This is a genomic window from Gemmobacter fulvus (genome assembly GCF_018798885.1).
GTDB lineage: Bacteria > Pseudomonadota > Alphaproteobacteria > Rhodobacterales > Rhodobacteraceae > Gemmobacter > Gemmobacter fulvus.
The window spans coordinates 843519-857309 of the sequence record NZ_CP076361.1 but is presented as its reverse complement, the minus strand read 5'-3'; the positions used below and the strand labels follow the sequence as shown (position 1 = coordinate 857309).

The 13791-nt window shown below is 62.3% G+C and carries 14 protein-coding genes; 9 read left to right on the top strand and 5 right to left on the bottom strand.

From position 1 onward, the window contains the following. Window positions 1–14 precede the first annotated feature (14 nt). The 3 genes from KM031_RS04215 to KM031_RS04205 all read left to right on the top strand — a co-directional run bounded on the left by KM031_RS04215 (window position 15) and on the right by KM031_RS04205 (window position 1506). Entirely contained in the window at window positions 15–512 is a 498-nt protein-coding gene (locus KM031_RS04215) for a PLAT/LH2 domain-containing protein (protein ID WP_215503307.1), read from the top strand. 229 nt (window positions 513–741) lie between these two features. Then, on the top strand, window positions 742–1140 hold the full coding sequence (locus KM031_RS04210) for a DUF2177 family protein (protein WP_215503306.1): 399 nt from the start codon (window positions 742–744) through the stop codon (window positions 1138–1140). Window positions 1141–1179: 39 nt separating this feature from the next. After that, window positions 1180–1506, top strand: coding sequence for an arsenate reductase family protein (locus tag KM031_RS04205; RefSeq protein WP_215503929.1), 327 nt, complete (start codon window positions 1180–1182; stop codon window positions 1504–1506). A 57-nt stretch (window positions 1507–1563) separates the two neighbouring features. Here KM031_RS04205 and KM031_RS04200 read toward each other — a convergent pair whose 3' ends face one another. Continuing rightward, entirely contained in the window at window positions 1564–1770 is a 207-nt protein-coding gene (locus tag KM031_RS04200; RefSeq protein WP_091300087.1) for a cold-shock protein, read from the bottom strand. Between the two features lie 211 nt (window positions 1771–1981). Next, entirely contained in the window at window positions 1982–3928 is a 1947-nt protein-coding gene (gene thrS, locus KM031_RS04195) for a threonine--tRNA ligase (protein ID WP_215503305.1), read from the bottom strand. A 150-nt stretch (window positions 3929–4078) separates the two neighbouring features. Between thrS and KM031_RS04190 the strand changes: the two genes are divergently transcribed. After that, a complete protein-coding gene (locus KM031_RS04190) occupies window positions 4079–4843 on the top strand; it encodes an alpha/beta hydrolase (RefSeq protein ID WP_215503304.1) in 765 nt (254 codons plus the stop codon). Window positions 4844–4977: 134 nt separating this feature from the next. Continuing rightward, on the top strand, window positions 4978–5679 hold the full coding sequence (locus tag KM031_RS04185) for an alpha/beta fold hydrolase (RefSeq protein WP_215503303.1): 702 nt from the start codon (window positions 4978–4980) through the stop codon (window positions 5677–5679). Here the strand turns inward: KM031_RS04185 and phaZ are convergent. After that, window positions 5671–6957, bottom strand: coding sequence for a polyhydroxyalkanoate depolymerase (phaZ, locus tag KM031_RS04180; RefSeq protein WP_215503302.1), 1287 nt, complete (start codon window positions 6955–6957; stop codon window positions 5671–5673). The genes KM031_RS04185 and phaZ overlap by 9 nt on opposite strands. Window positions 6958–7066: 109 nt before the next feature. Here phaZ and phaC point away from each other — a divergent pair, with 109 nt between their 5' ends. The 4 genes from phaC to KM031_RS04160 all read left to right on the top strand — a co-directional run bounded on the left by phaC (window position 7067) and on the right by KM031_RS04160 (window position 11187). Next, window positions 7067–8860 carry a class I poly(R)-hydroxyalkanoic acid synthase gene (gene phaC, locus KM031_RS04175; RefSeq protein WP_215503301.1) on the top strand — a complete coding sequence of 598 codons (1794 nt, stop codon included), beginning with the start codon at window positions 7067–7069 and terminating at the stop codon, window positions 8858–8860. Between the two features lie 157 nt (window positions 8861–9017). Continuing rightward, window positions 9018–9476: a Phasin gene (locus KM031_RS04170; protein ID WP_215503300.1), complete on the top strand. Its 459-nt coding sequence runs from the start codon at window positions 9018–9020 to the stop codon at window positions 9474–9476. Window positions 9477–9635: 159 nt separating this feature from the next. After that, window positions 9636–10196 (top strand): polyhydroxyalkanoate synthesis repressor PhaR, encoded by a 561-nt coding sequence (phaR, locus tag KM031_RS04165; RefSeq protein WP_215503299.1) that lies wholly within the window; start codon window positions 9636–9638, stop codon window positions 10194–10196. 28 nt (window positions 10197–10224) lie between these two features. Continuing rightward, a complete protein-coding gene (locus KM031_RS04160; RefSeq protein WP_215503298.1) occupies window positions 10225–11187 on the top strand; it encodes a LysR family transcriptional regulator in 963 nt (320 codons plus the stop codon). Here KM031_RS04160 and KM031_RS04155 read toward each other — a convergent pair. Together KM031_RS04155 and KM031_RS04150 are read right to left on the bottom strand one after the other, a co-directional pair. Next, window positions 11174–12370, bottom strand: a complete 1197-nt coding sequence (locus KM031_RS04155) for a DegT/DnrJ/EryC1/StrS family aminotransferase (RefSeq protein ID WP_215503297.1) — start codon at window positions 12368–12370, stop codon at window positions 11174–11176. The two genes, KM031_RS04160 and KM031_RS04155, sit on opposite strands and share 14 nt — an antisense overlap. Window positions 12371–12486: 116 nt before the next feature. Beyond that, entirely contained in the window at window positions 12487–13788 is a 1302-nt protein-coding gene (locus KM031_RS04150) for an NAD(P)/FAD-dependent oxidoreductase (protein ID WP_215503296.1), read from the bottom strand. Between the last annotated feature and the right edge of the window lie 3 nt (window positions 13789–13791).

The following is a 13791-nucleotide window of genomic DNA, read 5'->3' as shown; positions in this document are numbered from 1 at the left end:
TATAGGGTAAAATGGTGCGTGAAATTTTGAAGCTCAAAATCGTTGAGGGCGTCGCAATCGGGCTTGTATCTGGTGTGATTGTGGCGCTTTTTACATACTGGTTGAACTTGCCGCCGGTAAGGGCAGATATTGATGTGGTCATTAAGACCTCAGCAAAGCAAGACGCCGGTACGGATGGCAGCCTTACTCTCATTATCAACAACTTTGACGGCCGATCTGATCGGGTGATGGTCTCGGGTGGGGCTGGCGAGAGTGATAAACGTCTTGAACGAGGGCTAAAGACGGAAGAGTATTTCTCGGAAGTTCTGTCGGGCGATGTTGTGAGCTTGGAGCTTCAGTTCATTCCAGAAGGGCGTAAGCCTGGATGGTTGCCTGAATGGGTAACTATCAAGAATAGACAAACGGGTGAAGTTTTCTGCTTTCAGTTCGGGGGCGACGGCGATTGGTTGAGCCATAACCGGGCACGAAGCAGAATCGTTCCCAAGTCCCTAGATTTGGCGAAATGCAAGTGACCATCAATCCTTCCGATTTTGCAGTTTCTGGCCATATGCGGGAGTGAGGTTTTCAGTTGAAAGAGGGGCAGGTTTGATCTGCCCCTTTTTCCTTCCTCTGATCTTTACACGGATTTTGGTGCCTTTGGCCGGTTTGGGCGCTTTGCCCGCGCCCCCCCTCTCGCCTCTCAGAACTGTTCTGCCCTTCCCGAAGGTGTGTTGCGTCCTATCTGTGGTAAAAGGAGCCGCCATGCCCATTCTCAGCCTCTACATCATCACCGCAATCACCTTTCTGGCGCTGGATGCGCTGATGCTGCGCTTTGTCATGCAGCCGCTGTTCCAGCGTCACCTTGGCGGGGCCTTGCTGGAGGGGATCCGGCTGGCGCCTGCGGTGCTGTTCTATGCGGCCTATATCGCCGGGCTGGTTTATCTGGTGTCGTGGCCTGCGCTACGGGGCGGGCCGCTGCTGCTGCCTGCGGCGGTCATCGGTTTCATGGCCTATGGCACCTATGAATTCACCAGCTATGCCGTGATGCGCAACTGGCATTGGTCGATGGTGGCCACCGATGTGATCTGGGGCACCTGCCTGACGGCTGTGGCCGCCTGGGCCGGAGTTGCCGCCACGCGCGCGCTTGGCCTTGACGGCTGAGGCAGCTATCCTGCGCGCGCGGACATGAAAGGCAAGCTGATGATCCTCTATGGTATTCCCACCTGTGACACCTGCAAGAAGGCGCTGAAGGCGCTTGAGGCGGCTGGAAAACCCGTTACTTTCCGTGACGTGCGCAAGACCCCGCTGAGCGAGGCCGAGATTGCCCGGCTGGTGGGCGAATTCGGGGATCGCCTGATCAACAAACAATCCACCACCTACCGCGCCTTCAATGATTTTCTGAAAGCCTCGGATACCGAGGATCAGATCGCGGCGCAGCCCACGGTGATGAAACGCCCGGTGATCGAGGCGGAGGGGCGCTTTTTCCTTGGGTGGGACGAGGCGACGCAGGCGGCGGTGCTGGCCTGAGCCCTACCGCCATGAAAAACGGCCCCCGAAGGGGCCGTTCTTGCCGGATGGACGGCGTTACAGAAGCCGCAGATCGCTGGCCGAGGCGCGACCGTCGCGGCCCGATTGCAGTTCGTAGCCGATTTTCTGATTGTCATTCAGCCCTTTGAGCCCGGCGCGTTCCACCGCCGAGATATGCACGAAGACATCCTTGCCGCCGTCATCCGGCGCAATGAAGCCAAAGCCTTTGGTCGCATTAAACCACTTCACGGTGCCCGTCGGCATTCCGCCACTCCTTCATCAGTCCTCCCGTGGCGCGATTGCCACGGGCCGTGCAGCCAGGGTCTTCCATTTAGTCCGGCTGCCTGGGAACAGGAGGCGGTCGAAAGTCTGTTGTCACATCGAAAATCATGCCATGGCTTTTGCAAAAAGCAAGAAAATTGGTTGAACAGGGGGCGCCTGTTCAACCAATTGTTTTCGCAAGGAACTTCTGGATTTATTGCCCGTCGGGCATCCGCGCTTCGGCCGAAAGCTGTGCCAGAATGGCGTCCAGAGTGGCCGTTTCGGTGCGGTTTTCGCCCAGCCGGCGCACCGAAACCGTGCGCTCTTCGACCTCTTTCATGCCGATGGCGAGGATCACCGGCACCTTGCCGACCGAATGTTCGCGGACCTTGTAATTGATCTTCTCGTTGCGCACATCCGCCTCGGCCCGCACGCCGATCTTGCGCAGGTCCGACACAACCTCCTGCACATAGCCATCCGCATCCGACACGATGGAGGCGACGACCACCTGACGCGGCGCAAGCCAGAACGGCAGCTTGCCTGCGTAGTTTTCGATCAGGATGCCGATAAAGCGTTCAAACGAGCCCAGCACGGCGCGGTGCAGCATGACGGGGCGGTGCTTCATGCCATCCTCACCGACATATTCTGCATCCAGCCGGACCGGCAGGTTGAAATCGGCCTGGAAGGTGCCGCATTGCCATTCGCGGCCAATCGCGTCGGTCAGCTTGAAATCCAGCTTGGGGCCATAAAAGGCGCCGTCGCCTTCGTTGATCTCATAGGGCAGGCCCAGACCTTCGATGGCCTTTTGCAGCGCGGTTTCGGCCTTGTCCCACACCTCGTCCGATCCGACCCGCACGTCAGGGCGGGTGGATAGCTTGATGTCGAACTTCTCGAAGCCAAGATCCTTGTAGACGCTGGACAGCAGCGCGATGAAGCCCGCGCATTCCGCCTCGATCTGATCCTCGGTGCAGAAGATATGCGCATCGTCCTGCGTGAAGCCGCGCACCCGCATCAGCCCGTGCATGGAGCCCGAGGATTCATAGCGGTGGCACGAGCCGAATTCCGCCAGACGCAGCGGCAGGTCACGGTAGCTTTTCAGCCCCTGATTATACACCTGCACATGGCAGGGGCAGTTCATCGGTTTCAGGGCGTTGATGCGCTTTTCCTTGGCCCCATCCTCGTCGACCTCCACGATGAACATGTTCTCGCGGTAGGCCTCCCAATGGCCGGACTTTTCCCACAACACCCGGTCAACCACCTGCGGTGTCTTGATTTCCTTGTAATCCGCCGCCTGAAGCCGCCCGCGCATGTAATCTTCCAGCGTGCGGTAGATCATCCAGCCATTCGGGTGCCAGAACACCATGCCGGGCGCTTCTTCCTGCAGGTGGAACAGGTCCATCTCGCGGCCCAGCTTGCGGTGGTCGCGCTTGGCGGCCTCTTCCAGCATGGTCATATGCGCCTTGAGGTCATCGCGGTTCTTGAAGGCCACGCCATAGATGCGCTGCAACATCGGGCGGGTGGCATCGCCCAGCCAATAGGCCCCGGCCACATGCGTCAGCTTGAAGGCATCGGCGGGCACCTGCCCGGTGTGTTGCAGATGCGGCCCGCGGCACATGTCCAGCCAGGCACCATGCCAATACATGCGCAGGTCTTCGCCTTCGGGGATGCGGTTGATCAGCTCCACCTTGAACGGCTCGCCGCGCTCTTCGTAATAGGCGATGGCGCGGGCACGATCCCAGACTTCGGTTTTCACCGGGTCACGGGCGTTGATGATCTGCTTCATCCTGGCTTCGATCGCGCCCAGATCTTCGGGGGTGAAGGGTTCGCTGCGGTCGAAATCATAGAACCAACCATGGTCGCGCACCGGGCCGATGGTCACTTTCACATCCGGCCAGATCTCTTGCACGGCCCGCGCCATGATATGTGCAAGGTCATGGCGGATCAGTTCCAGCGCCTGCGCGTCATCGGCCATGGTGTGAATGGCAATCGTCGCATCTGCGGGGATCGGCCATTGCAGATCCCAATGCGCGCCGTTCACCGTGGCAGAGATCGCCTTCTTGGCAAGGCTGGTGGAAATGGCGGATGCCACTTCGGCAGGGGTGATGCCCGCCGCATAGCTGCGTGCCGAACCATCGGGAAAGGTGAGGGAAATCTGGGACATGGCTGTCCTCCTCGTCAGTTTGGCGCCCACGGAACGCCCGGTTGCGGGTTATATGCGAGGGCGTTTTGCGCGGCGCTTGCGTGAAAGTCAACCGGGGCTGGCACAAAGCGCCGCCTCTGCGCTAGAACAGGCGCAAAATGGGGGACGCTGATGCCAGACTACATGGAAACACCGCAAGGCCGCCGCATTGCCTATCACCGGACGCCGGGGCAGGGGCCGGGCGTGGTGTTTCTGGGCGGGTTCAAATCCGACATGACCGGCACCAAGGCGCTGTATCTGCAAGACTGGGCCGAGGCGCAGGGGCGGGCCTTTCTGCGCTTTGATTATTCGGGCCATGGCCAGTCGTCCGGGGATTTTCTGGACGGGGCCATCGGGGATTGGGCGGCGGATGCCATCGCGGCGATTGCGGCGCTGACCGAGGGGCCGCAGGTTCTGGTCGGCTCGTCCATGGGCGGCTGGATCGCGCTGCTGGTGGCGCGGGCCTTGCCTGCGCGGGTGGCGGGGCTGGTCGGCATCGCGGCGGCCCCGGATTTCACCGAAGACAGCATGTGGGCGCAGTTCACCGATGCGCAGCGCGCGGAACTGGCGCAGGGGCAGGTCGCCTTGCCCTCTGACTACGCCGACAGCCCCTATGTCATCACCCGCAGATTGATCGACGACGGGCGGCAACAGCTGGTCCTGCGCAGCCCGCTGTCCTTGCCGTTTCCGGTGCGGCTGTTGCAGGGCACGGCGGATGTGGATGTGCCGCCCGCTGTTGCGCTGCGCCTGCTCGATCATGCGACTGGCCCGGATCTGCGACTGACGCTGGTCAAGGACGCCGATCACCGCTTTTCGACGCCGGACTGTCTGGCGCTGATCGCGGCCAGCATCGCAGAGGTGCTGGCGCGGGCCGAGGGCACCGGGCAGGCGGGCTGACCCGCCCCGCTGTGGCGAAAAGGCCCGCTCCGCGCGTGGCGCGCCGGGGCTTGCTGGCATGATCCGGCGCGGCGGGCTAGGCTGCCCGCAATCAAGACCGGCCCAGGGCAGGGCAGGCGGAAGGCGGGGGCAGGATGAACGAGCCGGTGATACTCATTCCGGGGCTGTGCTGTGATGCACGGCTGTTTGCGCATCAGATCCTGCATCTGTCGCTGCACCGCCCGGTGATGCTGGCCCAGCCCAAGGGCGCAACCGTCGAAGAGATGTCAGCGGCGCTGCTGGCCCATGCCCCGCCGAAATTCGCGCTGATTGGCATGGGGCTTGGCGGCGATGTGGCGCTGGATCTGCTGCGCCGGGCGATGGACCGGGTGACGCGCATCGCGCTGCTGTCTACCGATCCGATGACCGAGGCCCCCGCCGTGGCCGCCGCCCGCGAGGCGCGTATGGTGGCGGCGCGCAGCGGGCGGCTGTTTCAGGCCGTGGCCGGGGAATACCCCGCTGCCGACATGGGGCCGCGCCGGGCCGAGATTGAAACGACCCTGCGCGGCATGGCCGATCATCTGGGCGAGGGCGTGTATCTGGCGCACTCGCGGGCGATGCAGCGCCGCCCGGATCAGCAAAAGACGATGCGCCGGGCCAATGTGCCGGCGCTGATCATGGGCGGGATGCAGGATACGCTGGTGCCCCGGCGTCGGCATGACTTCGTGGCGGGGCTGATGCCCTTTGCAACGCTGCACATGCAGGAGGGGGCTGGCCATCTGCTGCCGCTGGAGCAGCCAGAGGCGGTGACGGCCGCGCTGGAAACCTTCCTGCGCGGCCCGATGCTGTTACGCTGACGCTTGCGACGTTGCCAGCTTGATCGGCGTTGCGCTTTTCTTCGGCGCACCGGAATTGGCGTCGATGAAGTTCAACACCAGCGGACGGATGTTCAGGCGCCAGCTTTTCCCGGCAAAGATGCCGTAATGGCCTGCACCCGGCTCCAGATGAGCCGCCTTCTTGCTGTCGGGCAGGTTGGTCAGCAGATCCAGCGCGGCAAGGCATTGGCCGGGGGCCGAGATATCGTCATTCGCGCCTTCGACGATCTTCACCGCCACCTGCGTGATCGCGCCGAAATCAACCTTCTTGCCCGCCACCACAAATTCGTTGCGGGCAATCTCGCGGTTCTTGAAGATGCGCTCGACGGTCGACAGGTAGAATTCTGCCGTCATGTCCATCACGGCAAGGTATTCGTCGTAAAAGCGGTTATGCGCATCGTGATCCGAGGCCTCGCCCCGCGCCACGCGCATGATCTGATCCGAGAAGGCCTTGCTGTGGCGTTCCGCATTCATCGAGATGAAGCTTTGCAGCTGCAACAGCCCCGGATAGACCAGACGCCCCGCGCCCTTGTATTTGAAGCCGACGCGCTGGATCGCCCATTGCTCCAGCTGGCCCATGGTCACGCGGCGGCCGAAATCGGTGACTTCGGTATCAGCGGCGTCCGGGTCAACCGGGCCACCGATCAGGGTGAGCGAGCGGGGCTGCGCCGAAGGATCCTCACCCGCCAGATAGGCAGTGGCGGCCAGCGTCAGCGGCACCGGCTGGCACACCGCGATCACGTTCACCTCGGGGCCAAGGGCGCGCATGAAATCGACGAGGTAAAGCGTGTAATCCTCGACATCGAATTTGCCAGCGCTGACCGGGATGTCGCGGGCGTTGTGCCAGTCTGTCACATAAACGTCAGCATCGGGCAGTAGGCTGGCCACAGTCGAGCGAAGCAGCGTTGCATAATGGCCGGACATCGGTGCCACGACCATGATCTTGCGGGCCATCGGTGCGCGACGGCGGACGGAAAACTGCACCAGATCGCCGAAGGGGCGCTGCACCACCGGGACCACATCCACCAGATGGTCCTGACCATCGGGGCCGACGATGGAACGGATGCCCCAATCGGGTTTTGCAACCATGCGTCCGAACGTGCGTTCGGTGACTTCGCCCCAGGCTGCGGTCACTTGCAGCAGCGGATTCATCGACAGGGCGAAAGCCGGATAAGACGCCATTGCCCGCGCGGTGGCACCAAGCCACTCATTTGTATTGCGGGCAGTTTCCATCAGGTCATAAGTCGCCATATACTTCATTGCGTCTCCTTGCCCGTCGGGGCCGTGGCCATGCTGCGCACCCGGCCCGGCATTCGGAGGGGGAGGCGGAATGCTGCATCTGCGAAAATTGTAGGGGGGATTTATTAACATGACAACTGAGACCAAGGACTCGGATGTGCGTCTCGACCGCCTGAATGCCAATCTGGTCAAGGTAGAGGAGTTGTCAAAAAGGCTGACGGCGGCGCTAACACAGCGCAAAACGGCCGATCCGGCCCTGCATGGCCCCTCTCAGGACGTTTATTTGAAGGCTGCGGCGGCCTATGTGGCCGAAATGATGCAGAACCCGTCGAAAATTCTGGAACACCAGATCAGCTACTGGGGCAAGAGCCTCAAGCACTATGTCGAGGCCCAGCAGGCCCTGTCGAAGGGCGAATTGAAGGCCCCGCCGGATCCCGGCCCCTCTGACAAGCGATTCGCAAACCCGCTTTGGGAAACCCATCCTTTCTTCAATTACCTCAAGCAACAGTATCTGCTGAATTCGGCCGCGATCACGGATGCGGTGTCCGGTCTGGAGACGCTGGACCCCGGCGACAAGAAGCGGGTCGAGTATTTTTCGCGCCAGATCGTCGACATGTTTTCGCCGACGAATTTTCTGGGCACCAATCCCGATGCGCTGGAACGCGCGGTGGAAACGGATGGCGAAAGCCTGGTGCTGGGGCTGGAAAATCTGGTGCGCGACATCGAGGCGAACCGGGGCGACCTGATGGTGACGCTGGCCGACAAACAGGCGTTCCGGGTGGGCGAAAACATCGCCACCACGCCGGGGGCTGTGGTCTATCGCAACAAGATGCTGGAACTGATCCAGTACATGCCGACGACACCCACCGTGCATCAGACGCCGATCCTGATCTTTCCGCCGTGGATCAACAAATTCTACATCCTCGATCTGAAGCCGCAAAACAGCCTGATCAAATGGATCGTCGATCAGGGCTTCACGCTGTTCGTGGTCAGCTGGGTCAACCCGGATGCGAGCTATGCCGATGTCGGCATGGATGACTATATCCGCGACGGGTATATCCGGGCGATGGCCGAGGTGCGTCGCATCACCGGCGAAAAGCAGATCAATGCCGTGGGATATTGCATCGCGGGCACCACCCTGTCGCTGACGCTGGCACATTTGCAGAAGGCGGGTGACACGTCGGTGAAATCCGCGACCTTCTTCACCACCCTGACCGATTTTTCGGATCAGGGCGAAGTGGGGGTGTTCCTGAATGATGATTTCGTGGACGGGATCGAACGGCAGGTCGCCGTGGATGGTGTGCTCGACAAATCCTTCATGTCGCGCACCTTCAGCTTTCTGCGCTCCAACGACCTGATCTATCAGCCCGCGATCAAAAGCTACATGATGGGCGAGGCGCCGCCCGCCTTTGATCTGCTGTATTGGAATGGCGACGGCACCAACCTGCCTGCAAAGATGGCGGTCGAATATCTGCGCGGCCTGTGTCAGGGCGACGGGCTGGCCAAGGGCGAATTCCGCGTGTTTGGCGAGCCGGTCAGCCTGAACGATCTGAAGGTGCCGGTCTGTGCCGTTGCCTGCGAAACCGATCATATCGCCGCCTGGAAGGGCAGCTTCAACGGCGTGCGGCAGATGGGGTCCAAGAACAAGACCTTCATCGTTTCGCAAAGCGGCCACATTGCGGGCATCGTCAATCCGCCGGCCAAAGGCAAGTATGGCCATTACACCAATGACGGCCCGATGACCTCGCCGGAAGAGTGGATGGCGGGGGCCACCTTTACCAAGGCAAGCTGGTGGCCGCGCTGGGGCGAATGGCTGGCAGAGCGGTCCGGCAAGCAGGTGACGGCGCGGGTTCCGGGTGATTCGACCAATCCGGTTCTGGCACCTGCACCGGGCACTTATGTGACCGCCGTGCCAAGCGTTTGATCCGTTGTGACAATTTCTGCGACGCAGCTTGCTCAACCTCGAGTTTTGCTGCGTCGCAGAAATTTCACTTGATTTGCTGCACTGCAGCATCTATATTCCCTTCATAGGAAACGGGCGGATAGATACCTCAGTCGCCTGTCAGATGGAGCGAATTGAAATGACCAAGACCCCCGACTTTGCCAAAGTCATGCAAGATATGATGGCGTCCTTCCCGGTTGACGCTTCGGCGTTCCAGAACGCATTCAAGACCCAGGCTGCCATGGGCGAGAAACTGTCGAAAGTGGCTCTGGAAGCTGCTGAAAAATCGACCGAGATCTCGTCGAAATGGGCAAAAGACACTATCTCCAAGCTGGCAGATGCGTCGAAAGCCAAGGCCGAGCCGACCGAATACACCAAAGCTGCCACCGATTTCGCTTCGGCTGCTGCTGAAATGGCCGCTGAAAACCTGGCTGCTTTCGCTGAAATCGCCAAAAAAGTTCAGATGGAAACCGTCGAGCTGATGCTTGCCGCTGGCAAGGACGTTTCGGAAGAAGCCCAGGCTGCCGTGAAAAAAGCGACCGCCGACGTGACCACCGCTGCGAAAAAAGCCACCACCGCTGCGACCGCTGCGAAGTGAGCTGAGACCGGAACCGGAGACGGACGCATCTGTCTTCCTCCTCCCTGAAGGATGGATGCGTGGGGCGGGCCTTTGGTCCGCCCTTTCTTTTTGCTTTCCTTTTGCTGCGCTGCTGCCCTAAGCTTCTCTGCAAGCGCAAAGAATTGGGAGGGCGCCGCCATGGCCAATACCGACAAGCCGCTGCTGATCAAACGCTATGCCAGCCGCCGTCTCTACAACACCGAAACCAGTGATTATGTCACGCTGGAGGATATTGCAGGCTTCATCCGCGCCGGGCGCGAGGTGCAGATTGTCGATCTGAAATCCGGCGATGATCTGACGCGCCAGTATCTGCTGCAGATCGTGGCAGAGCATGAAAGCAAGGGCGAGAATGTCTTGCCGATCGGCGTGTTGACCGATCTGGTGCGCAGCTACACCACCGAAATGCAGAGCGTGGTGCCGCAGTTTCTGGCCGCGTCGTTTGAAATGCTGCGCGACGGGCAATCCAAGATGTTGGAAAACTTGACAACTTTCCCGAACCCGATTGCCGCCGTGCCGGGGTTCGAGGCGATGCGCAAGCAGCAGGAAGTTTTCATGAAAACCATGATGGGCGGCCTGCCGGGCTGGTCCGGCTCTGGTCCCGAAAAGGAAGAGGGCGACAAACCCGCCGCCAAGGGGGACGAGTTGGCGCAGATCAAGAAACAGCTCGCCGATCTGCAATCCAAACTTTCCAAGCTCTGATCCGGGCGCAGACCATGCGGCCCGCACCATGACGGAGCCTTCGGGGCGGGTCACGCTCTGGGGGATCGAAGTTTTCCTCGCCACCGTCGGGGAGGGCGCGATTTCCGCTGCAGCGCGGCGGCTGGGGGCCAGCCCTTCGGCGGTCAGCCAGCAGCTGTCCGGGCTGGAGGCGGCCTTGGGCACAACCCTCCTGGACCGGGGTGCGCGCCCGATCCGGGTGACGCCTGCAGGGGCGATGTTCCTGCGCCATGCCCAGACCATCCGCGATGCGGCGCAAGAGGCGCAGGCGGAACTGGCAATGGCCGATCTGTCAGGCCTGACCACGCTGCGTCTGGGCGTGATCGAGGATCTGGATGCCGATGTCACCCCGCGCCTGCTCGAAGCTTTGGCGCAGGATCTGCGCAGTTGCCGCTTTCTGCTGGAAACTGGGGCCAGCCATCGTCTGCATGATCTGCTGGAGGCGCGGGCGCTGGACATGGTAGTGGCCGCCGATCTGGGGGCGGCGCAGCCCAGCGAGGCGGGGCTGGAAATCCATCCATTGCTGACCGAACCCTTTGTGGTGGTCGCACCACCGGGGGTGGGAGGCACCGCTGCGGCGCTGCGGGCGCTGCCGCTGATCCGCTATTCGGCGCGGCATTTCATGGGGCGGCAGGTCGCGGCGCATCTGGCGGGGCAAAACCTCGTGCTGTCGACCCGGTTCGAGTTGGACAGCTATCATGCCATTCTGGCCATGGTGGCGGCGGGGCAGGGCTGGTCGATCCTCACGCCGCTGGCGCTGCATCACGCGGCGCGGTTCCGCGATGCGGTGCAGGTGCTGCCCCTGCCATTCGGCGCGCTGGATCGGGTCATCACGCTCAGCGCGCGGGCCGGTGCCTTGCAGGATATGCCTGCTCAGGTGGCCGACCGGCTGCGTGGGCTGTTGCAGGCGCAGGTTGTCACCCCCGCCTGCGCCAGCTGGCCCTGGCTTTCGGGGCAGATCAGGCTGCGATAGCCTGCACATCAGTGGCGGCGGCGACCAGAGCGGTGGCGATGAAATCCAGTTCCGCCAGCGTCAGCCGGGTGGGCAGCCGCACGTCGCAGGCGCGCATCAGCATCGCCCGGGTCTGCGGCAGATCCGCTTGCGGCCCGAGGAACTGCCAGTTCCAGAAGGCGCGGGCGTTGTCATCGTTCAGCCCGAAGATCTGCACCGACACGCCGCGCGCCTTGGCGGCGGCCTGATAGGCACGGGCCTGATCATCCGAGGCAAAGCCTGTCAGATTGAACTGGATCGAATCCGGGGCGCGCTGTTCCGGGGCCAGCGGAGCGGGCACCTCCAGCCAGGGGCTGCTGTTCAGCCGGGCTGCGACATGATCGTGGTTGAACCGGCCCTGCGCCACGCGCCGCGCGAGTTCCGGCAATTGCGGGCGGATCACCGCCGCCGACAGGTTCTGCATCCGCATGTTGTAGAGCGGCAGCCGGTTCTGCCACAGCATATAGCTGTTTTGCAGCCCGGCATGTTTTTTCCAGTTATGCTCATAGGCGCCCGACATGATGACGGCGCGGGCGGCCAGTTCGGGATCATCGGTGATCAGGATGCCGCCTTCGCCCGCATTGATCATCTTGTAGGACTGAAAGCTGAAACAGCCGATCTTCCCGACCGTGCCGATATTGCGGCCATGCCATGTGGTGCCAAGCGAATGGGCCGCATCTTCAACCACCGGCACGCCTGCGGCATCGCAGGCCGCCATGATCGCATCCATATCCGAAGTATGGCCGCGCATATGGCTGATCAGCACACAGGCAGCCCCGGGCAGCTTGGCGGCGAAATCCGCCATATCCACCCGGTAATTCGCGCCGACCTCGACCAGAACCGGCACGCAATCGGCATGGATCACCGCCGAGGGCACGGCGGCAAAGGTAAAGGCCGGGATCAGCACCCGCGCATCGCGCGGCAGGTCCAGCGCCTTCAGCGACAGGAACAGCGCAGCCGAACAGGAGCTGACAGCCAGCGCATAACGCGCGCCCAGAAGTTCAGCAAATTCGGCCTCCAGCAGCGCGACGGGTGCGCCTTCGGGGGCGGTGTAGCGGAACAGATCGCCCGAGGCGAGCAGCCGGTCAATCTCGGCCCGTGCGGCCTCGGGGATCGGTTCGGCATCATAGACATTGGGGGCGGTGATCGGTCCGTCAGCGGCCATTTTCGGCTTTCCTGAAAAGTCTCTTCAGGAAAGCTGTAAGCGCCCGCTGCCCGATTTTCCAGCAACAAGTTCATGACGGAGCGTCGCAGCGGGGATTTCCGCCCGCTGCAACGGGGTCAGACCCCCAGACGGTCGCGCAGAGAAAACCACGTCATCGCCAGCACCAGCAGCGGCCAGCGCAGCGCCACGCCGCCCGGGAAACGCGGTTGCGGCAGGGCGGCCATCAGATCGAACCGCTCCGACTGGCCGCGCATCGCCTCGGCCATCAGCTTGCCCGCCAATGTCGCCATCGCCACCCCATGCCCGGAATAACCCGAGGCCGACAGGACATTCGGTGCCACACGGGTAAAGCAGGGCAGGCGGTTCATGGTGATCGCCAGGGTGCCGCCCCAGGCGTAATCAATGCGGGCGTCGCGCAGTTGCGGATAGACCTCTAGCATCGGTTTGCGCACGGTTTTAACGATGTCGGGGAAGGCCCAGCCATAGCTTTCACCGCCGCCGAACAGCAGCCGGTTATCCTCGGACAGCCGCCAGTAATTCACCACGAATTTGGTATCGGCCACCGCCACCGGCTGTGCCAGAAGGTCGGCGGCGCGATCACCCAGAGGTTCGGTTGCCACGATAAAATTGTTGATCGGCATCACCTTGGCAGCCACTTTCGGCTCCAGCCCGCCCAGATAGCCGTTGCAGGCCAGGATCACCTGATCCGCCGTCACCCGGCCCTGATCGGTCTGCACCACAACCTTGGTGCCATGGGTGATGCTGTGCACAAGGCTGCGCTCGTGGATCACCGCCCCGGCGCCGGTCGCCGCCTGCGCCAGCCCGATGGCGTAATTGAGCGGATGGACATGGCCGGCGCCCCAGTCGATCTCGCCGCCATGATAGGCTTCGGATCCGATCAGATCGCGGATGCCGTTTCGGTCCAGCGGTTCCAGTTGATCGTAGCCATACTCGCGGTGGAGCTTTTCGGCATAGGCATGGGCATCGCGCACTTCCCGCGCCGACCAACAGGCATGGGCCACACCGGGATGAAAGCGCACCGGCATGGCGTGATCGGTGATCAGCGTGCGCACCAGAGCCTTGGCCTCTTCGGCCAGAGCCCAGTAGCGCCGGGCATTTTCAACCCCGGCGATGCGTTCCATCGCATCCTGATCCAGCCGCTGACCCGAGCCGACCTGCCCGCCATTGCGCCCCGAGGCGCCAAAGCCGACGCGATGCGCCTCCAGCAGCAGCACCCGGCGCCCGGCCTGCGCCAGATGGAGCGCCGCCGAAAGGCCGGTATAACCGCCGCCGATCACGCAGACATCGGCGCGTGTATCGCCTTGCAGCGGCGCAAACTCGGCCAGCGGCGCAGCCGTTGCGGCATAATAGGAGGCCGGGTATTCCCCCGGCCTGTCATTGGCAAACAGCAAATTCATGAG

What these genes read in the sequence shown, in the direction of transcription:
- KM031_RS04205 (WP_215503929.1), top strand. Translation starts at nt 1,180, where the DNA reads ATGATCCTCTATGGTATTCCCACCTGTGACACCTGCAAGAAGGCGCTG.
- KM031_RS04200 (WP_091300087.1), bottom strand. Translation starts at nt 1,770, where the DNA reads ATGCCGACGGGCACCGTGAAGTGGTTTAATGCGACCAAAGGCTTTGGC.
- phaZ (WP_215503302.1), bottom strand. Translation starts at nt 6,957, where the DNA reads ATGAAGTATATGGCGACTTATGACCTGATGGAAACTGCCCGCAATACA.
- KM031_RS04150 (WP_215503296.1), bottom strand. Translation starts at nt 13,788, where the DNA reads ATGAATTTGCTGTTTGCCAATGACAGGCCGGGGGAATACCCGGCCTCC.
- KM031_RS04155 (WP_215503297.1), bottom strand. Translation starts at nt 12,370, where the DNA reads ATGGCCGCTGACGGACCGATCACCGCCCCCAATGTCTATGATGCCGAA.
- phaC (WP_215503301.1), top strand. Translation starts at nt 7,067, where the DNA reads ATGACAACTGAGACCAAGGACTCGGATGTGCGTCTCGACCGCCTGAAT.
- KM031_RS04170 (WP_215503300.1), top strand. Translation starts at nt 9,018, where the DNA reads ATGACCAAGACCCCCGACTTTGCCAAAGTCATGCAAGATATGATGGCG.
- thrS (WP_215503305.1), bottom strand. Translation starts at nt 3,928, where the DNA reads ATGTCCCAGATTTCCCTCACCTTTCCCGATGGTTCGGCACGCAGCTAT.
- KM031_RS04185 (WP_215503303.1), top strand. Translation starts at nt 4,978, where the DNA reads ATGAACGAGCCGGTGATACTCATTCCGGGGCTGTGCTGTGATGCACGG.
- KM031_RS04190 (WP_215503304.1), top strand. Translation starts at nt 4,079, where the DNA reads ATGCCAGACTACATGGAAACACCGCAAGGCCGCCGCATTGCCTATCAC.
- KM031_RS04210 (WP_215503306.1), top strand. Translation starts at nt 742, where the DNA reads ATGCCCATTCTCAGCCTCTACATCATCACCGCAATCACCTTTCTGGCG.
- KM031_RS04160 (WP_215503298.1), top strand. Translation starts at nt 10,225, where the DNA reads ATGACGGAGCCTTCGGGGCGGGTCACGCTCTGGGGGATCGAAGTTTTC.
- phaR (WP_215503299.1), top strand. Translation starts at nt 9,636, where the DNA reads ATGGCCAATACCGACAAGCCGCTGCTGATCAAACGCTATGCCAGCCGC.